General features: G+C 71.8%; 17 protein-coding genes and 1 pseudogene. 15 read left to right on the top strand and 3 right to left on the bottom strand.

The window, feature by feature from the left end; genetic code table 11:
• Nucleotides 1–121 precede the first annotated feature (121 nt).
• From ACZ4VK_RS10450 to ACZ4VK_RS10415, 8 genes and pseudogenes are all read left to right on the top strand, one after another.
• Nucleotides 122–826 carry a VanZ family protein gene (locus ACZ4VK_RS10450; protein WP_468350550.1) on the top strand — a complete coding sequence of 235 codons (705 nt, stop codon included), beginning with the start codon at nt 122–124 and terminating at the stop codon, nt 824–826.
• A gap of 114 nt (nt 827–940) precedes the next feature.
• Nucleotides 941–1,636: a response regulator transcription factor gene (locus ACZ4VK_RS10445; protein ID WP_468350548.1), complete on the top strand. Its 696-nt coding sequence runs from the start codon at nt 941–943 to the stop codon at nt 1,634–1,636.
• Nucleotides 1,629–2,711 carry a sensor histidine kinase gene (locus ACZ4VK_RS10440; RefSeq protein ID WP_468350546.1) on the top strand — a complete coding sequence of 361 codons (1,083 nt, stop codon included), beginning with the start codon at nt 1,629–1,631 and terminating at the stop codon, nt 2,709–2,711. The genes ACZ4VK_RS10445 and ACZ4VK_RS10440 overlap by 8 nt, the downstream gene beginning before the upstream one ends.
• Nucleotides 2,712–2,852: 141 nt before the next feature.
• Nucleotides 2,853–3,209, top strand: coding sequence for a hypothetical protein (locus ACZ4VK_RS10435; RefSeq protein WP_468350544.1), 357 nt, complete (start codon nt 2,853–2,855; stop codon nt 3,207–3,209).
• 161 nt (nt 3,210–3,370) lie between these two features.
• The gene (locus tag ACZ4VK_RS10430; protein ID WP_468350542.1) at nt 3,371–3,979 is read left to right on the top strand and encodes a GOLPH3/VPS74 family protein; all 609 of its coding nucleotides are present in this window, start codon (nt 3,371–3,373) and stop codon (nt 3,977–3,979) included.
• Nucleotides 3,980–4,116: 137 nt separating this feature from the next.
• Nucleotides 4,117–4,686: a HutD/Ves family protein gene (locus ACZ4VK_RS10425; protein WP_468350540.1), complete on the top strand. Its 570-nt coding sequence runs from the start codon at nt 4,117–4,119 to the stop codon at nt 4,684–4,686.
• 89 nt (nt 4,687–4,775) lie between these two features.
• On the top strand, nt 4,776–5,510 hold the full coding sequence (locus ACZ4VK_RS10420; protein ID WP_317592917.1) for a DUF7873 family protein: 735 nt from the start codon (nt 4,776–4,778) through the stop codon (nt 5,508–5,510).
• Nucleotides 5,511–5,545: 35 nt separating this feature from the next.
• A pseudogene (locus ACZ4VK_RS10415) lies at nt 5,546–5,633 on the top strand.
• Between the two features lie 405 nt (nt 5,634–6,038).
• On the opposite strand, the gene ACZ4VK_RS10410 reads toward ACZ4VK_RS10415, so the two are convergent.
• Nucleotides 6,039–6,692: a type III effector protein gene (locus ACZ4VK_RS10410; RefSeq protein ID WP_468350538.1), complete on the bottom strand. Its 654-nt coding sequence runs from the start codon at nt 6,690–6,692 to the stop codon at nt 6,039–6,041.
• A 122-nt stretch (nt 6,693–6,814) separates the two neighbouring features.
• On the opposite strand from ACZ4VK_RS10410, the gene ACZ4VK_RS10405 reads away from it, so the two are divergent.
• The 7 genes from ACZ4VK_RS10405 (at nt 6,815) to ACZ4VK_RS10375 (ending at nt 13,571) form a co-directional block, all read left to right on the top strand.
• Complete coding sequence (locus ACZ4VK_RS10405) at nt 6,815–7,249, top strand: Hsp20/alpha crystallin family protein (RefSeq protein ID WP_468350536.1); 435 nt, start codon at nt 6,815–6,817, stop codon at nt 7,247–7,249.
• A gap of 102 nt (nt 7,250–7,351) precedes the next feature.
• On the top strand, nt 7,352–7,765 hold the full coding sequence (locus tag ACZ4VK_RS10400; protein ID WP_468350534.1) for a DUF2267 domain-containing protein: 414 nt from the start codon (nt 7,352–7,354) through the stop codon (nt 7,763–7,765).
• A 61-nt stretch (nt 7,766–7,826) separates the two neighbouring features.
• Nucleotides 7,827–8,303 (top strand): DUF2267 domain-containing protein, encoded by a 477-nt coding sequence (locus ACZ4VK_RS10395; protein ID WP_468350532.1) that lies wholly within the window; start codon nt 7,827–7,829, stop codon nt 8,301–8,303.
• 169 nt (nt 8,304–8,472) lie between these two features.
• On the top strand, nt 8,473–9,345 hold the full coding sequence (locus tag ACZ4VK_RS10390; RefSeq protein ID WP_468350530.1) for an isocitrate lyase/PEP mutase family protein: 873 nt from the start codon (nt 8,473–8,475) through the stop codon (nt 9,343–9,345).
• A gap of 515 nt (nt 9,346–9,860) precedes the next feature.
• Nucleotides 9,861–11,867 (top strand): ABC transporter ATP-binding protein, encoded by a 2,007-nt coding sequence (locus ACZ4VK_RS10385; RefSeq protein WP_468350528.1) that lies wholly within the window; start codon nt 9,861–9,863, stop codon nt 11,865–11,867.
• Nucleotides 11,864–13,009: a phosphotransferase enzyme family protein gene (locus tag ACZ4VK_RS10380; protein WP_468350526.1), complete on the top strand. Its 1,146-nt coding sequence runs from the start codon at nt 11,864–11,866 to the stop codon at nt 13,007–13,009. The genes ACZ4VK_RS10385 and ACZ4VK_RS10380 overlap by 4 nt, the downstream gene beginning before the upstream one ends.
• On the top strand, nt 12,993–13,571 hold the full coding sequence (locus ACZ4VK_RS10375) for an NUDIX hydrolase (RefSeq protein WP_468350524.1): 579 nt from the start codon (nt 12,993–12,995) through the stop codon (nt 13,569–13,571). Before ACZ4VK_RS10380 ends, ACZ4VK_RS10375 begins: the two co-directional genes overlap by 17 nt.
• A 288-nt stretch (nt 13,572–13,859) precedes the next feature.
• Here ACZ4VK_RS10375 and ligA read toward each other — a convergent pair whose 3' ends face one another.
• Together ligA and ACZ4VK_RS10365 are read right to left on the bottom strand one after the other, a co-directional pair.
• Complete coding sequence (ligA, locus tag ACZ4VK_RS10370) at nt 13,860–15,923, bottom strand: NAD-dependent DNA ligase LigA (protein WP_468350523.1); 2,064 nt, start codon at nt 15,921–15,923, stop codon at nt 13,860–13,862.
• A 140-nt stretch (nt 15,924–16,063) separates the two neighbouring features.
• Entirely contained in the window at nt 16,064–17,041 is a 978-nt protein-coding gene (locus tag ACZ4VK_RS10365) for a helix-turn-helix transcriptional regulator (RefSeq protein WP_468350521.1), read from the bottom strand.
• Nucleotides 17,042–17,137 lie beyond the last annotated feature (96 nt).

The raw sequence follows: 17,137 nt of genomic DNA, 5'->3' as shown, positions 1-17,137 counted from the left end.
CGCACCGCGGGGACCCGCCCTTCCGATGCTCCAACCGGCCCAGGGGCACGGTTGCGGTGTATCGCGGGCGTATCGAAAACCTCATACGTCACCGCAACGCCGCTCCGGCTCTCATGGGTGCATGAACGACAACGCATCCCTGTCGGCTCCGCCTCGCCGCACGCGCGGGACCGTCCTTCTCGGCCTGGCGGTCCTCGGCCTGGTGAGCACCCTGTTCGTCCTGCGGGGGCCGCTGCTGATGGCCGCTCCGAGGTGCATGGCCGGGCGGTGGCACGGGTGCTACGACACGTTCAACGGCGTGGTACTCATGACGCTGGTCACGATCCCGTTGGCCCTGCTCGTGACGTGGGCCCTGGCGCGCCGTCGGCGTGCCGCGGGTGTCGCGTCGGCGTGGCGGATGTCGCTGGCCGAGGTGGGCATGGTCCACGGGACGGTGCCGTTCGTGTGGCTGACGATGATGCCGGGAGGCGGGGCCGGCGTCGTCCCCGCCCGGGTGAGCCTGGTGCCGCTGCGGGACCTGGTCACGATGGGTCCGCTCGGGATCGGCGGCAACCTGCTGGTCTTCGCGTCGCTGGGGTTCTTCGCTCCGATGCGGTTCGCGGCGCTCGCGTCGCTGCCGAGGGTCCTCGCGCTCGGGGCGGGCTGCTCGATCCTGGTGGAGACGGCACAGTACGTCCTCCGGCTCGACCGGGTGTCCTCGGTGGACGACGTGCTGGTCAACGCGGCCGGCGCCGTACTGGCCGCGCTGGCGTCGCGCCGCTGGTGGCGCGCGACGGAGGAGACGCCGTCGGACCGGCTGCGCCCTGTGCCTGCACGGGCGGGCTGAGTGGCGTCGGTCCGGCGGGCCGAGTCGCGTGTCAGGCGGGTCGGGTCGCGTGTCCGGTGTGCGTACGTCTTGTTGCATACGTCGGCGATATGCCGTGCTGCTTAGGCTTCGGTCATGCGCGTACTGATCGTGGAGGACGAGCCCTACCTGGCCGAAGCCGTCCGGGACGGCCTGCGGCTCGAGGCGATCGCGGCCGACATCGCCGGCGACGGCGACTCCGCCCTGGAACTGCTCAGCGTCAACTCCTACGACCTCGCGGTCCTCGACCGTGACATCCCCGGCCCCTCGGGCGACGAGGTCGCCCGGCGTATCGTCGCGTCCGGCAGCGGCATCCCGATCCTCATGCTCACCGCCGCCGACCGGATCGACGACAAGGCCTCCGGTTTCGGGCTCGGCGCCGACGACTACCTCACCAAGCCGTTCGAGCTGCGGGAGCTCGTCCTGCGGCTGAGGGCGCTCGACCGCAGACGCGCGTACGCCCGGCCCCCGGTGCGCGAGATCGCGGGCCTGCGGCTCGACCCCTTCCGCCGGGAGGTCTTCCGCGACGGGCGCTACGTCGCGCTCACCCGTAAACAGTTCGCCGTCCTGGAGGTCCTCGTCGCCGCCGAGGGCGGGGTGGTCAGCGCCGAGGAACTCCTCGAACGGGCCTGGGACGAGAACGCCGACCCCCTCACCAACGCCGTACGCATCACCGTCTCCGCCCTGCGCAAACGGCTGGGCGAACCGTGGATCATCGCGACGGTGCCCGGCGTCGGCTACCGGATCGGCGCCGACCCCGCCGCCAACCGTCCGGGCAGCACCCATGCGTAGACGTTCAGGGCTCAGCGCCCGGCTGAAACTCGCCCTCAGCTATGCCGGGTTCCTCGCCGTCGCCGGTGCTCTCATGCTGGCCGTGGTGTGGATGTTCCTGCTGCGCTACGTACCCGACAACTCGCAGGGACTTCTCTGGACCTCCCCCAACCGCTTCCTCCTCGTGCGTGCCTTCGCTCCCGCCGCTGCCGTGGCGATGGGGTTCCTGCTCGTGTTCGGCCTCGTCGGGGGCTGGATCCTCGCCGGGCGGATGCTCGCGCCGCTCACCCGGATCACGAGCGCGGCGCGGACGGCCGGGACGGGATCGTTGTCCCACCGGATCCGTATGGAGGGCCGCCAGGACGAATTCCGTGAACTCGCCGACGCGTTCGACACGATGCTCGAACAGCTCGAGTCGCACGTCGCCGAGCAGCAGAGGTTCGCGGCGAACGCCTCGCACGAACTGCGCACCCCGCTGGCGATCTCGCGGGCGCTGCTCGACGTCGCCCGCAAGGACCCCACGCGGGACCGGGGCGAACTCCTCGAACGCCTGCACGTGGTCAACACGCGGGCGATCGACCTCACCGAGGCCCTCCTGCTGCTCAGCCGTGGCGACCGCGGACACTTCAGCCGCGAGAGCGTCGAGCTCTCCCTCGTGGCCGAGGAGGCCGCCGAGACGCTGCTTCCCCTGGCCGAGCGGCGCCGGATCACGCTCGACGTCACCGGCGGGGCGGCTCTGACCAGCGGGTCCCCGGAGCTCCTGCTGCGGATGGCGACGAACCTCGTTCAGAACGCCATCGTCCACAACATCCCCGACGGCGGCACCGTGACGGTCCACACCGGGGCGCACGGCGCCACGAGCTCGCTGCGGGTCGAGAACACGGGCCCTCTGCTGACACCGGAGCTGGTAGCGACCCTCACGGAACCCTTCCAGCGCGGAACGGAACGCGTCCGCACCGGTGAGCACGCGGGCGTCGGCCTGGGCCTGGCCATCGTGAGCAGCATCGTCCGGGCCCACGACGGAACCCTCGACCTCGTCCCCCGCCCCGGCGGCGGTCTCGTCGTCACGGTCCGGCTTCCCGGCGCGCCGGCGTAGGCGTCGTCGCGTGCGCATCGTGCCCGCGGAGCCGGACCCGTTCGTGGCAGGATGACGTCATGCTGATCAGAAAGGGCGATGCCGCGTAGGCGCCCCAAGGCCGTCCGCGCCGAGCGATGGCGGCCTCGCAGACATGTCGTCGTGCGGCGGATCCCCGGCGTCTCCGCGAGGACGCGTGCCGCTGTCCGCCGCGTCGAGCACGAGCGGCTGTGGCCCGACGCGGTGGCCCACGCCTTGGCCCGCATCAGGGAGGCGTTCGACCAGCCCGGCCGCTATCTGCCCGCGCCCCAGGTCTGGCAGCCCGGACTCGAGATCGAGTACGCCCGCGACGACCTGGCGGAGGCCATGCTCCACCTCCCTCGGGGTGCCCGGCGTGATCTCGGCCGGCTGATCGCTCGCCTCGACGAGGAGTTCGAGCGGCGTACTGTCCAGGCCCCTGGGGCGGTCAGCGGACGGACGGACGACGGCTTGTGGTGGTCGAGGCTCCGCGAACACTGATGCCGTCACCTCTTCCAGCCCGTGACGACAGGGCCTCGGCCGGTCGGGCGGAGGCGATACTGATCCTGACCGTCGCCTTGCCACCGAGCCGGCTGCCGGTATGAGCCGGACGCGGTCGGCGGGGACGTACCCATGTCGATGTCTCCGAGAAGGAGCCGTTCATGACCACGGCGAAAGACCTGTTCATCATCTCCATGGAGCCGAGGCCGGAGCCTGCCGTGGTGGGGCAGGGCGACCTGTCGCTCGCGCTCGCGGGAGCCGAGCTGATCGACCTCCTCGGCATGGGGGCCGTCTCCCTGGACGGCGACCGCATCGTGCCGGGCGGGCCGCCGACGCCGGACGATCGGCTCCTCGGCGAGGCCGCGGCGCAGGTCACTCGGCAGCCGCCGTACGAGCGGATCGAGGACTGGCTGTGGCGCCGGGGCCGCGATCTCTCGGCCACGTACCGGGCCGTGCTGGAGGAGGACGGTGAGCTGACGCGGAAGCGCAGCGGCCTGTTCTCCTTCGGCTCACAGCGCGTGGAGCCCGTCGACACGCCCACCCGCCGCCGGGCGGTCGAGCGCCGGGACGCGCAGGAACCCGTCCTGGCCGCCCTCGCCTCGGCCGTGGGCATCGACAACGGACGCCCCGACGACGAACCCGGCCTCGACGACGAGGCGGTGACGACCGTGGTGGCCGCCGTCCATGACGCGGTGATGGAGCTGGAGGCCGTACGACAGAGGCGGAACATCGAGAACGCCGCCTTCGCCAACCTCTGGCGCGGACCCTGAGTCGAATTCGGCGTACGCCCTGCGCCGCCCCCACCTCCCGGCCCGGGCCGTTCGGCGTCCGCCGCATACACTGCGCCCGCGGGCCCGCCGCTCAGGTGCGGTCCGCACCCGTACCGACGCAGGTCAGGAGCCACCCCATGCGGCACTTCGATGTCGAGACGCTGACGGCGGGCCGGTGGCGCAACGGCGGTGGTGCGACCCGGGAGGTCGTCTCCCGGCCGGTGGACAGCCAGGCGTTCGGGTGGCGTGCGAGCATCGCCGACATCGACAGGGACGGGCCGTTCTCCACGTTCCCCGGCGTCGACCGGACGCTCACCCTCCTCGCGGGCAACGGCGTCCGTCTGACCTGCCCCGGTGTGTTCGACCAACTCCTGACAGAGGCGGGCGAGCAGGCGGCGTTCTCCGGTGACCTCGCACTCGACGCCGAACTCCCGGCGGGTGCCTGCCGGGTGCTCAACATCATGGTCAGGCAGGGGCGTTGGACGGCCCGGGTGGAGCAGGTCGTGGGCGCGCTCGTCCCGCCGTACGGACACGCCGGGGTGTTCCATGTGCTGCGTGGCCGCTGGCAGGCCGGTGTCGGCGGGCGTGTCCTGACCTCGGGTCAGGGCATGTGGTGGGACGAGGACGAGCCCGCGTCGGGCGAGCGACTCGTACCGCTCTCGTCCGACGCCTCGGCCTTGTGGGCGGATATCGCACCGGCGGGATGATGTGTGGTCACCCGCCCGTCGGCACCGCAACGGCCCCCGTCTGAATAATCGTTCGACCGACCGCGGTGGGCCGCTCTAAGGTCGGCGACGTGGCAACGAAACTCAATCAGATCATCGCAGTGGAGAAGGGCGTCAAGTCCCGGGCGCACCAGGACCTCACGGCGGCCCATCACGGCCTGCAGAAGCCCGCGTTGCTCGCCGGCATCTCCCGTACGTACCAGCCGAAGGACGAGGAGGGCGAGCAGCTGCCGCCCGAGTCGACGCTGGTGCAGGTGAAGGCGGAGGACGTACTGCGCGACACCGCGCGGGCGCTGACCCGCCTCTTCGATGTGACGGCCACCAAGGACTGGGCGAACTGCGAGGCGCGTGCCGACGTCACGGTCGACGGGCGTGTGCTCGTGGGGCAGGTGCCCGTCGCGTACCTCCTCTTCCTGGAGAAGCAGCTGACGGACATCAACACGTTCGTCCGCAAGCTTCCGGTGCTCGACGCCGCCGAGTCGTGGACGCAGGACCCGTCGACGGACGCGTGGAAGACCGAGGTCGTCCGCACGGTCCGTACGAAGAAGGTGCCGCGCAACCACGTCAAGGCGGAGGCGACGGACAAGCACCCGGCTCAGGTCGACGTCTACTACGAGGACGTGCCGGTCGGTTACTGGACCACGGTGAAGTTCTCGGGCGCGCTGCCGGCCCGGCGGGTCAACGAGCTGCTGGAGCGGGTGGAGAAGCTCCAGCAGGCGGTGAAGTTCGCCCGTGAGGAGGCGAACAGCGCCGAGGTCACCGACCAGCGGGTCGGCGACGCCGTCTTCGGCTACCTCTTCGGGTAGCCGGGACACCACAGACTCCCCGGCCACAGAACACGGCCGGGGTGCGCGAGGAGCGCAAAGCTGAAGCTGAGCCTTGTCGTGACATCCGCGGTTCCAGTGGAGGTTCGAGTCCTCCTCCCGGCTCTTCCCGCCGGGATGGCCCAACCAGGCAGAGGCAGACCGCGGTCAATCTCAGACTATTGCTCCAGACTCAGCATGCGCCGCTCATCGCCGGATCAACCGGGCCCGGGCCCTGGTGCGTCGAAATGCCAGTTCGAATCTGGTCCGCCGAGCTCGATCGGCGGTGGTCCAACGGCAGGACGCGACGCCATGACGAATGACCCGGGTCCTCAAGCGTGCCGGCGTGTGATGTGAGCGGCATCGACAGGGTCCGGGGGCAGGCTACGCCCTCGGACCCGCTCCTTTTTCCTCCCTCGCGGGGCTTCGCGAGGCCCCGTTCGAAGCCTCGGGTCGCGGAGCCACAGCAGCGCGTACGAGGGCATGGCCCGTGAGCCGGTACGAGCCTCGCGCCGCCGGCTCCGCTTCCCGTCACGGCTCTGTGCTGCCGGAGCGGCGCTGGTCGCTCTCGTGGCGGAGGTGGGCCGTGCGGCTGGTGAGGGTGCCGACCCGCTCGGCCAGGTCGGGATGCGGGCCCGCGAGATGGGTGAGGCTGTGGGCGAGCGGCTCCAGGAGGAGGGCCGCGTCGCTGTCGGCCAGGGCCTCGGACAGGGCGTCCCTCGTGGGTGCGGGAAGGGTGTCGAGGGCCGTGATCTGTCCTGCCAGCTGACGCAGTTCGGCGGCGTTACCCCGGGCCCACGCGGTCACCGACCGGTCGGCGGCGCGGCGGTCCCGGGTGGCCTGGACGCGCTGCTCCGCGGTGGTGCCGGAGCCGCCCGGACGTACCCGCAGGTAGCGCCGCTCGGCGGCCTGCCGACTGGTGACGCCGAGCGGGTGGGCGAGTTCGGCCCAGCTGGCGCCGGCGTCCCGGGCGGCCTCGATGAATCCGGGCTCCCATTCGGCGAGCTGTTCGCGGAGCTCGCGCAGGAGGAGGAGCGCGGTGAGCGCCTCCTCCGGGGAGGCGTGCGGCGCGGCGTCGGGGGCCGTGGCGGTGCGGGCCGTCCGTACGGCTTCGTCGATCGCGGCGAGGGCCGCGAGGGCCGCACGGAAAGCGACCGGCTGGTCCGCTTCTGTCACGGATCGCATCCTCTCCGTCATGTCGTCCATTCGTTGACACACAACTTGTCGTCGTTTGGATGACATGCTACAACGGAGTCAGATGAAGCGCATTGGCAGTCACTGCCCGACTCGACTGGAGGTGTTTCGCGATGTTGATGCGCACCGACCCGTTCCGCGAGCTCGACCGCCTCACTCAGCAGCTGCTGGGTACCACGGGGACCTGGTCACGGCCTTCCGCGGTACCGATGGACGCCTATCGCGAGGGTGACGTCTACGTCATCGCCCTCGACCTCCCCGGCGTCTCGCCGGACGCGATCGACATCGACGTCGAACGGAACATGCTGACGGTCAAGGCCGAGCGCCGACCGGTCGCGAAGGCCGACGACGTCCAGATGGAGCTGTCCGAGCGGCCCCTCGGCGTCTTCTCCCGGCAGCTGATGCTCGCCGACACCCTCGACACCGAGAGGATCGCGGCCGACTACGAGGCCGGAGTGCTCACGCTGCGCATTCCGATCGCCGAGCGCGCGAAGCCCCGCAAGATCACCATCGGCAGGGGCGACGACCACAAGCAGATCAGCGGCTGAGTCCTCAGGAAGAGGAAGCCGGGAGCGGAGGGCGGAAGCCCTCCCCCTCCTTCGCCCTCCGCTCCCCGCCACCCCGTATCCCTCCCTGTGAAGGGAACCGTGATGAGACTGCGATGGCAGGCGTTCCTCGACAAGGTCATGGAACGCGGCGACTACAGCACACCCCACGAGGCCGAACGCGCCGCCCGCACCGTGCTGGCGCTGCTCGGCGCGCACCTGGTCGGTGACGTACGGGCCGCGCTCGCCGCCCGCCTGCCGGAGACCTTCGCCATCGTGCTCCTCAACCCGCTCCAGGCGGCCGAGCCCCTCCCGCCGGAGCGCTTCGTGCGCGCGACGGCCGCCTGGATCGAGGGAGCCACCGAGCAGACCGCGGCCTGGGACGTCAGCGCCGTCCTCAGCGTCGCCGCCGACGCGGCCGGCGAGGAACTCACCGGCCGGATCCTCCTTCAGCTTCCCCCCGGCTACGACCTCCTCTTCGGCCGGCCGCAGCACCCCGCGTCCGCCGACACGCCTTGACACATGTTCGCTCCGCCCGGTCAGCGGACCGGGCCCGAAGAGAACGGCGATCACCAGCAGCATGACTCTTCAGACCGAGACCCTGGCAGCCCCCGCGTCCCACGGCATCACCGTCGCGGCGTCCTACTCCGACCTGCTCGAGCGGGTGCGCTACGAGGGCGCCTACCCGACGCGTGAGCGCGCCGAGGAGGTCGTCCACTCCGTACTCGCCGCTCTGGGACGACAGCTCGTCGGCGACGAACGGGTCGACCTCGCCGCCGTACTCCCCACGGAGGCCGCCCTGGTCTTCACCGCCCAGGTCCCCGCCGTCACTCCCCTCACGGGGTGGGAGTTCGTCAAGGACCTCGCCCAGCGCACCGGCGGCACGCCCGCCACCGCCCGCTGGAACGTCGGCGCCGTCCTCGCCGCCGTGTCCCGGCTCGCCGGACCGGAACTCGTCGACCGCGTCATCGGCCGACTCCCCTCCGGCTACGCCCTCCTGTTCGGAAAGGCCGAACTCCCCCGGCCGTGGCGCGGCTCCGGCGCGTCGTCAACCTGACGCCCGGCTCGGTGACGTGTCGCCGGTGAATATGGCGACGCGTCGGCGTCCGCACCCTCGCAGGAACCATTCGCCACACAACGGGCACGAGATGATCCGCTTCGGTGGAGCGCTGCGGAGTCGCAGCTGCTTCCCCTCCCCCGACGCGAGACCACCTCGGAGCCTGACCATGAGTTACGGGAACACACTGCGCGACGTCATCGCCGAGCCGGGCACCACGCCCTTGATCGGCGTGTACGACATGTACTCGGCGTCTGTGGCGGCCGGGCACTACGACGGACTGTTCGTGTCCGGGTTCGGCTTCGCGGCCTCCCACTACGGGCTGCCCGACATCGGGTTCATCGCCTGGCCGGACATGATGGCGTTCGTACAGCGGCTGCGCGGATCCTTTCCGTGCCACCACCTCCTGGTCGACATCGACGACGGGTACGTCGACGCCGAAGTGGCCTGCCACGTCGTGGAGGGCCTCGAACGGATGGGGGCCTCCGGCGTCATCCTCGAGGACCAGAAGCGGCCCCGCCGTTGCGGGCACGCCGACGGAAAGCAGCTGCTGCCGCTGCCGGAGTACCTGGAGAAGCTCGAGAGGGTTCTCGCGACACGCAAGGACCTGGTCGTCGTCGCCCGCACCGACGCCACGGAAGAGGCCGACATCATCGCCCGGGCCGGGGCGCTGGCCGCCACCGACGCCGACGTCGTCCTGGTCGACGGCGTCCGCAGCGTCGAGTGGATCGAGCGGATCCGCGAGGTCGTCGGCGGAAGGCCACTGCTCTTCAACCAGATCGCCGGCGGCAGGTCCCCGCTGCTCTCGCTCAGCGAACTCGACCGGCTCGGAGTCGACGTCGCGATCTACAGCACCCCGTTGCTGTTCGCCGCGCACCGGGCGATGGACACCGCCCTCACCGAACTCCGGCTCGCGGACGGGCGCCTGCCCGCCGCCGACGGAGGCGACGAGGTCGGCGTGGCGGAGTCCACTCGACTGCTTGCCGGGAACATCGCCCGGCACCACACGGTCCCCGCGGGGTCCGGGACAGCACGACCGTGAGCGCCTGACCGGTCCGTGGGACCTCGCCGGTCGGTCGGACGGGTTCCGCCCGACCGGCGCCGGGCCTCTCACCTGCCGAGGAGCGGTGGTGCCCACGGCCGAGGCCGTTGCGGCTGGTGTCCGTGACGTGGTGCTTCAACCGGGACCGCGCTGGTCGCGTACTGCCCGGTGCCCACTGCCACTGCCGTACGTCGGCGTTTCGGCCACCCACCCGTCAGGGCACGACCCTCGCGCCGCAAGGGTCGGTGCACCCGGCACGAACGTGCTTTCGCTCCGGCACGGGGTTCGTACGGCGTCCGAAACACGTGTGTTCGACAGGCCGGGCCTCGTCGTTGAGCTCTCCGACACCCCGAATCGGCCGTCCTGGAGAACGCCATGCACCCCCTTCCCGACCGTCTCTCCGCTCCCCGCCCCGCCGGTCCTCCGCGGCCCCGCGGCGCTCGGAGCAACCCTGCGAGCCGCCGCCAAGGCCCCGGAGCGTCCCGTTCGCCACGTTCGAGTACGAGGTGGGGGGCATGACGACCACGCCGCACGACACGTCCCCGACGGCCGGGGCGGAGACGCTCTCGGCGTCCGAGAAGTTGCTGTTCGGCGGTGAACTCGCCTTCGACCACGGCTGGAGTACGCACCGCGGCACCTGGGTGAAGCTGGGCATGTGGAGCATGGCGGTGAGCTTTCCCCGGCAGGTCGGGGTCGCCGTACGACTGGCCCGGCGGGCCGACCGGCGCGCCCTGTACACCGTGGCCGTCAGCGAGGTCGGCCGGGGCGTGGCGCAGGCGTTCTCCCTCGTGGCGGTGAACTCGCTCCTGACCGAGCTCCTGGCGGCGGGCACGCTGGTGGACCGGCTGCGCGCCTCGGTGCCCTCGCTGGTGCTCGTAGCGGTCATGGGGGTCGTCGCCTCCCTCCTGAAGTCGGCGTCGACCGCCTCGACGGGAGTCCTGGAACCGAAGGTTCAACGGGTCGCGACCGAGCGGTATCTGGGTCTCGTCGCCCGGGTGGAGATGGACGCGATCGAGGACGACGCCTTCCACAAGCTGATGGACTCGGCGCAGTGGGGCGCCGAGGGGGCACGGCGGATGGTGGGTTACTGCACGGCCGTGGTCGCCTCGGCGATCTCGCTGATCGCCGCGGCGAGCGTGCTGACGGTCCTGCACCCCGCGCTGCTGCCCCTGCTGGTCGCGATGGCGCTGCCCAGCGCCTGGGGATCCCTGACGATGGCCCGGGCGCGGTACGAGAGCTGGCACCGGTTCATCCAGCACGCGCGCGCCGCGCAACTGCTCAGTCGGTTGCTGATCGACCAGCAGGCGGCGGGCGAGGTGCGGGTCCATGACGTGGGCCCCTTCCTGCTCGAGCACTTCCGGGGCATGGCGGAGACGAGCGAGCGGGAGCAGACCCGGCTCGCCTGGATCGGGGCGCGCACGGGCCTGACCGCCGACGGGGCCCGTGGTCTGGCGACGGCCGCCGCGTACGGGGTGCTCGGTCTGCTGCTGTGGAACGGGCAGATGGCGCTCGCGGTCGGCGGCACCGCCGTGCTCGCGATCCGCGCCGGGTCGGCGAGCATCACGGACCTCGTGCTACGGGTCGCCGACATCCAGGAGGAGTCCCTCTTCGTCGCCGACCTGGAGCGACTGTGTGCCGAGGCGGAGCGGCGGGCCATCCCCGACGAGGGACGGGATCTGCCGGAGGACTTCGACGCGATCCGGTTCGAGAAGGTCACCTTCTCCTACCACGGCGCCGACACACCCTCCCTGAGGGAGGTGGACCTGGTCATCCCCCGCGGCAGGACGGTGGCGCTGGTGGGCTCGAACGGATCGGGGAAGACCACGGTGTCCAAGCTGCTGTGCGGCCTCCACATGCCCGCCTCCGGGCGGGTGACGTGGGGCGGGGTGGACGCCGCCGAGATCCGCCGCGCCCAGCTCTTCTCGCAGGTCGCGATGGTCGCGCAGAACTTCCAGCGGTGGCCCTTCACCGCGCGGGTGAACATCGGGATCGGCCGCCCCGGCCGGGTGATCGACGACCTCGCCGTCGGCGCCGCGGCCGCCTACGCGGGCGCCGACGCGGTCCTCGCGAAGCTGCCCCGCGGCCTGGACACCCTGCTGGCCCGCGGCTACCGGGGCGGCCAGGAGATCTCCGGCGGACAGTGGCAGAAGGTCGGCCTGGCCCGGGCGAGATACCGCGACGGGCAGGTCCTGGTCGTCGACGAGCCGACGAGCGCCCTGGACCCGGTGGCCGAGCAGCGGGTCTTCGACCAGATCCACCGGCTCGCCGGCAGCGGCCAGACCACTGTCCTGATCACCCACCGGCTCCACAGCGTCCGGCACGCCGACCTCATCTACGTACTGGAGGACGGGCGGGTCATCGAGCACGGCTCGTTCGAGGAGCTCATGGACCCTGCCACCGGCGTCGGCGCGTTCCGCGAGGCGTACGAGCTGCAGGCCCGACAGTTCCATGTGCCGCCCGCTGTTCCGGGGCAGGCGGGGCCCGCCGACGAGGAAGCCGCGGCGGAGGCGACGACCGCATGACCGACGCCATGTCAGGCTCCGCCGGCGCGTTCGGCTCCACCGACGTTTTCGGCTCCGCCGACATCTCCGGTTCCGTCGACATCTCCGGTTCCGCCGAAGTCTCCGGCCGCGCGTCGGGCGAACCGCGGATCGTCAGCCTCCTGCTGGCCTCCGAGTTCGGCATCGTCCCCACGGCGGTCTCCCGGGGGCCGTCGGGGACCGCGACCCGCAACTACGTGGCGACGACGGACGCCGGAGACACCTGGTTCCTCAAGACCTATCCGGCCGGCGCTGACGTGAGGGCGGCCGAGAGCGCCGCGGCGCTGAGCGAGTACGCGCGCCTGTGCCGTGTACCGGCAGCCCGCGCGCGCTACACGGTCGACGGGGAACGGCTGGTCGTCTCCGGCAGCGGGGTGACGATGTCGGTGACCTCCTGTCTGAGCGACACGGTCACCGCCGACGGACGGCTCACCGGGGCGCGGTGGGAAGCGGTCGGCGAGGCGATCGGCCGGCTCCACCGGAGCCTCGCCGACCACCGGTTCGGGCCGCCCCGGCTCGACGCCCGTGACAGGGCGGTCGACCCCGTACGCAGCCGCGCCCGGCTCCACGAGCTCGTACGCCGCTACGAGGCGGACCCTCCCCGTACCGGGTTCGAGCGGTGGGCGCTGGAGACGGCGCGGGAGCGGCTGGCGGGGCTGCCGGCCGTGGAGCGGCTGCTGGAGAAGGCGCCGGAGCGGACGGTCTCCCAACTGGTCCACGGGGATTTGTCGGGTCCGAACGTCCTGCTGCGCGGCGACCGGGTCGCGGCGGTGATCGACTTCGCACCGCCGGGACGGCGCAGTCCCCTCTGGGAGCTGGGCCGGCTCGCCCTCGATCCCCGCACGGTCCTCGGCCATCCGGACTGGCCCGACGGACTGGGCCGCCTCGCGGCCGCCTATCACCGGCTCCATCCGACGGTTCCTGTCGAGGAGTTGGTGAGCCTGGTGCGGCTTACGGCCGCGTACCTGGGATGCACGGTGTACCCGCTCAACACCGTTTTGGACGGTCTCGGGCCGGTCACCGAGTCAGTGGAGTGGTATGCCCGAGCCCGCGTCCAGGCCGCCGTCGTACTGCGTGAGCGGCTGGACGAGGCGGAGGAGGTGCTGCGTGAGCACCTCCGGTGACCGCCCGGCTGCCGATCCGTACGGGACGAGGCACACGGTACCGGTGGACGTGCACCTGATCGCCGTCCGCGACGGGGAGAAGGGCCCGGAGGTGCTGCTGTCCCGGCGGGCCGGTGACGTCTACGCCGCAGGGCACTGGCACTTTCCGTCCGGTCACGTCGACGGGCCCTTCGAGGACGTCGTCACCGCGCTCGTACGCGAGGCTCGGGAGGAGACCGGCCTGGTCGTGGATCCGGACGACGTACGCGGCGCGGTCACCGTGCATCACCGCTCGCCGGCCGGAGGGGCCCGCGTCGGCTTCTTCTTCGAGGTCCGCCGCTGGACCGGGACGCCGAGGGTCATGGAGCGCGACGTGTGCGACGGCATGGGCTGGTTCTCGCTCGACGCGCTGCCGGAGCCGATGGTGGCCTACTGCCGCGCCGGACTGGACGCGTACCGGGCAGGTGTCGGGGTCGCCCTGCACTTCCAGGAGCCGGGGGACCCGATCGGCTACGACCCGTCCGTGGACCGGCTTCGGCCGACGCCCGCAGGCGGTTCCGCCGGGCGTCGACCGGGGCCGTGAATACGGGAGTTCGTATCTGACGTCCCGGCGACGAGGAGCACGTGCGGGCGGTGGTGGGGCGGTCCAGGCCGCTCCACCGGTCGGGGCGGTCGTGCCCCACGGCGACTGCCGGCTCCGCGGCCTCCTCCTCGCCGACGACGGACCCCTTCGGGTCACCGACTCCGAGCGCAGCGAACCGCAGCCCGATGACGCGCGGCCCGGTCCCCACCGCGAAATACCCCCGCCTGCGCCGCGCCGGTCCGGTCCGGTCCGGTCAGGTCAGGTCAGGTCAGGTCAGGTCAGGTCAGGTCAGGTCAGGTGGTCGGCGACCAGTTCGGCGAAGGCCTCCGGTGTCAGGACCTCGACGCCCAGTTCGGTGGCCTTGACCGCCTTCGAGCTCGGCTTTCCGTTCGCGGACGGTGCCGCGACGAGTATGGATGTCCTGGCGCTGACGCCGCTGCCCGCCCGTCCGCCGGCCTTCTCGATCAGCGCGTTCATCTCGGACCGGCCCAGGCCCTCCAGCGGCCCGCTCATCTTGCCCGTGACCACGACCACCTTGCCCTCCAGCGGCCCCCCGCCCGGCGCCGCCGCCGGGTCCGTGGGCTCGGTCATGTTGACTCCGGCCGCGATCAGTTTGTCGATGACGGAGGACAGCGCGGCGACCTGCTCGATGACGACCGGCGCCTTCTCCGGCCCGATCCCCTCCACGTCCTGCATCCCGGCCGCGTCGGCCCCGCGGATCGCTTCCATCGTGCCGAAGTGCCTGGCGATGCGGCGGGACATGCTGCGGCCGGTGCCGAGCACGCCGAGGGCGCAGAAGACACGGTTGAGGGGGCGGGACTTGGCGGCCTCGATCTGTTCGGCGAGCTTGGCGGCACGCTTGGCACTGCCCGAAGCGGCGGTGAGCTGGTCGATCGTCAGGGTGAAGAGGTCGGCGACGTCGCGGACGTCTCCGGACTCGACCAGGGCCGCCACGTACGTCTTGCCCAGACCGTCGATGTCGAGCATCTCGCGGCCGGCGGCGTACTCGATGAGTGCCGGGAGCGCGCAGGAGGTGCCCTGGGCGCACCGCCACCGCTCCTGCGCCATGTTGATCTCGCCGCCGCAGCGCGGGCACTCCTCGGGCAGGGGCACGGGCGTCGCCCCGGCCGGACGGAGCTGGACCACGGCCGCCTGGACGCGCGGGATGATGTCGCCGGCCTTGTACACCGTCACGGTGTCGCCGAGGTGCAGGTCCCGGCGGCGGATGTCCGCCGGGTTGTGGAGGGTGGCCCGGGTGACGGTGGACCCGTCGATCTCCACGGGCGCGAGGATCGCGGTGGGGGCCAGGACTCCGGTTCGGCCGACCTCCCAGACGACGTCCTGCAGCACCGTCTGCCGCTCGACCGCGGGCAGCTTCACCGCGATGGCCCAGTACGGGAAGCGGGAGCCGAAGCCGATCTCCTCCTGCTCGGCGGAGTCGTCCAGCTTGATGACCACGCCGTCGATCCCGACAGGGAGTTCCGCACGCATCGCGGCGATCGCGTCGACCCGCGCCTGGGCCTCCGCGAGGTCGGGAACGACGAGGAGCCCGGCCGCGGTGGCCGCAGTCGTCTGCACCCCGGCCGCGGCCACCGCGGCCAGCGCCTCGGAGTGCGTCGCGCCGGCGGGCAGGAACGGCACGCCGTCCAGCTCGACCACGCCGTAGGCCCAGAACGTCATCCGGAGCCGGTACGGGCGGTCCTTGGCCCTCAGGGTGCCCGCCGTGCCGTTGCGCGGGTTGACGAAGACCTGTGCCCCGTGGGCCGTACGGACCTCGTTCGCCGCCTCGAACTGCCCCTGGGTGAAGGCGACCTCGCCGCGCACCTCGACGGTAACCGGCTCGGCGAGCTTTTCGGGCAGGCCGTCGATCTGGCCGATGACATGGCTGACGTCCTCGCCGTGGCTGCCGTCGCCCCGGGTGATGATCTGCACGAGGCGGCCTTCGCGGTACCGGGCGGCCACGGCCGCGCCGTCGATCTTCGGCTCGACGGTGAAACCGCCGGCCGGAGCACGGCCGAGACGGCGCTGGACGGATGCGCCCCAGGCCACCAGGCCCTCGGCGTCGAAGACGTTGTCCAGGCTCAGCAGCCGCGTGGTGTGCGCGACATCGCCGACCGGGGCGGCGCCGTCCGCGACCAGACCGGTGGGAGAGTCGGGCGAGACCTCGGCCGGGTTCTCTTCCTCCCAGGCGAGGACGGCCAGCCGGAGCCGGTCGTACGTGGTGTCGTCGCAGACGCTGTCGCCGTCTCCGTAGTACGACCGGGAGGCGTCGTGCAGACGCTGCAGCGCGGCCTCGTACGCGGCACGGGTGGACAGGCTGGTCAGCGCCTCATCGGCGGGAGAGATCGTCATGTGGAGATCCTCTCGCGAGGGTCTGACAATGGCCCTGGAGCGCTCGTGGCCAACCCTTGCCGTGCCGCAGCGCTTGCCCGAACGCGGTCCTTGCCGGGGCCTGCGCTTGCCGTGGCGCCGTCGCTTCCCCGGCTCCCGCGTCAGAGATGTGCGTAGGCCCGGGCGAGGCTCTCCACCGTGGCGGCCATGGCCCGGCGCAGTTCGGGGGGCGCCATGACCTCGACGTCCGCACCGAGTCGGAGCAGCTCGCCGAGGGCGTGATCGGTGCTCTCGGTGGGGATGACCGCCTCGATCCATCCGAGGTCTCCGGTGGGGGTCGCGGTGGACTCGACGGCCCGCACCACCTCTTGGGGGACGTTGTCGGCGAGACGTCCGCGTCCCGCCGGGGACAGGCGGATGGTGGCGGTTCCGGTGTAGCGGCGTGCGTGGAAGTCTTCGAGGTAGGCGGCCCAGTACGCGCCGAGGTCGAAGTCCTCGGGCCGGTCGAACCGCTCGTCGCCCAGGGCCGCGTCGAGGACCTGGGCGACGCGGTAGGTCGCGGTCCCCCGTTCCGTGGCGGCCACGACGTACCAGGTGCCGGATTTCAGGACGAGGCCGTACGGGCGCAGGCGGCGGTCCACCTCCTGCGGGGCGCGCCAGCGGCGGTAACGGACGTCCACCACACGCCGGGTGAGCACCGCGTCGACGAACACGGCGAGGTGAGGCGTCTGTTCGGGATCCCGGTACCAGCCCGGGGCGTCCAGGTGGAACATCTCCGCGAGCCGTGACGCCTCTTCCCGCAGTCCCGCGGGCAGCGCGGCGAGCAGCTTGAGCCGGGCGGCCGTCGCCTCGGCGGCGAGGCCCAGGTCGGCCGCGGGGCCCGGCAGTCCGGCGAAGAACAGAGCCCGGGCCTCACCCTCGTTCATCCCGGTCAGGCGGGTGCGGTAGCCGTCGACCAGCTGGTAGCCGCCCCCGGGGCCGGGCTCGGCGTAGACCGGAACGCCGGCGGCCTGCAGGCGAGCCAGGTCGCGGTAGGCGGTGCGTACGGACACGTTCAGTTCGTCGGCGATCGTCCCCGCGGACACGCGGCCACGCGATTGCAGCAGGAGAAGGACCGAGAGGAGACGACCAGCGGGCATGCGCGCATTCTCCTCGAAAACCCTGACAGAAACTGTCACACGATCCTCCTATCGTCGGACCAGGCCCGGATCCGACCGAACGAACCGGGACACTCA

This window comes from Streptomyces sp. NPDC028711 (genome assembly GCF_055565415.1).
This window is presented reverse-complemented; position numbering and strand designations above follow the sequence as displayed.

Bases quoted from the DNA above. Each gene is read 5' to 3' on its own strand.
- ACZ4VK_RS10450 (WP_468350550.1), top strand. From the start codon at position 122: ATGAACGACAACGCATCCCTGTCGGCTCCGCCTCGCCGCACGCGCGGG.
- ACZ4VK_RS10445 (WP_468350548.1), top strand. From the start codon at position 941: ATGCGCGTACTGATCGTGGAGGACGAGCCCTACCTGGCCGAAGCCGTC.
- ACZ4VK_RS10440 (WP_468350546.1), top strand. From the start codon at position 1,629: ATGCGTAGACGTTCAGGGCTCAGCGCCCGGCTGAAACTCGCCCTCAGC.
- ACZ4VK_RS10430 (WP_468350542.1), top strand. From the start codon at position 3,371: ATGACCACGGCGAAAGACCTGTTCATCATCTCCATGGAGCCGAGGCCG.
- ACZ4VK_RS10425 (WP_468350540.1), top strand. From the start codon at position 4,117: ATGCGGCACTTCGATGTCGAGACGCTGACGGCGGGCCGGTGGCGCAAC.
- ACZ4VK_RS10410 (WP_468350538.1), bottom strand. From the start codon at position 6,692: ATGCGATCCGTGACAGAAGCGGACCAGCCGGTCGCTTTCCGTGCGGCC.
- ACZ4VK_RS10405 (WP_468350536.1), top strand. From the start codon at position 6,815: ATGTTGATGCGCACCGACCCGTTCCGCGAGCTCGACCGCCTCACTCAG.
- ACZ4VK_RS10400 (WP_468350534.1), top strand. From the start codon at position 7,352: ATGAGACTGCGATGGCAGGCGTTCCTCGACAAGGTCATGGAACGCGGC.
- ACZ4VK_RS10395 (WP_468350532.1), top strand. From the start codon at position 7,827: ATGACTCTTCAGACCGAGACCCTGGCAGCCCCCGCGTCCCACGGCATC.
- ACZ4VK_RS10390 (WP_468350530.1), top strand. From the start codon at position 8,473: ATGAGTTACGGGAACACACTGCGCGACGTCATCGCCGAGCCGGGCACC.
- ACZ4VK_RS10385 (WP_468350528.1), top strand. From the start codon at position 9,861: ATGACGACCACGCCGCACGACACGTCCCCGACGGCCGGGGCGGAGACG.
- ACZ4VK_RS10380 (WP_468350526.1), top strand. From the start codon at position 11,864: ATGACCGACGCCATGTCAGGCTCCGCCGGCGCGTTCGGCTCCACCGAC.
- ligA (WP_468350523.1), bottom strand. From the start codon at position 15,923: ATGACGATCTCTCCCGCCGATGAGGCGCTGACCAGCCTGTCCACCCGT.
- ACZ4VK_RS10365 (WP_468350521.1), bottom strand. From the start codon at position 17,041: ATGCCCGCTGGTCGTCTCCTCTCGGTCCTTCTCCTGCTGCAATCGCGT.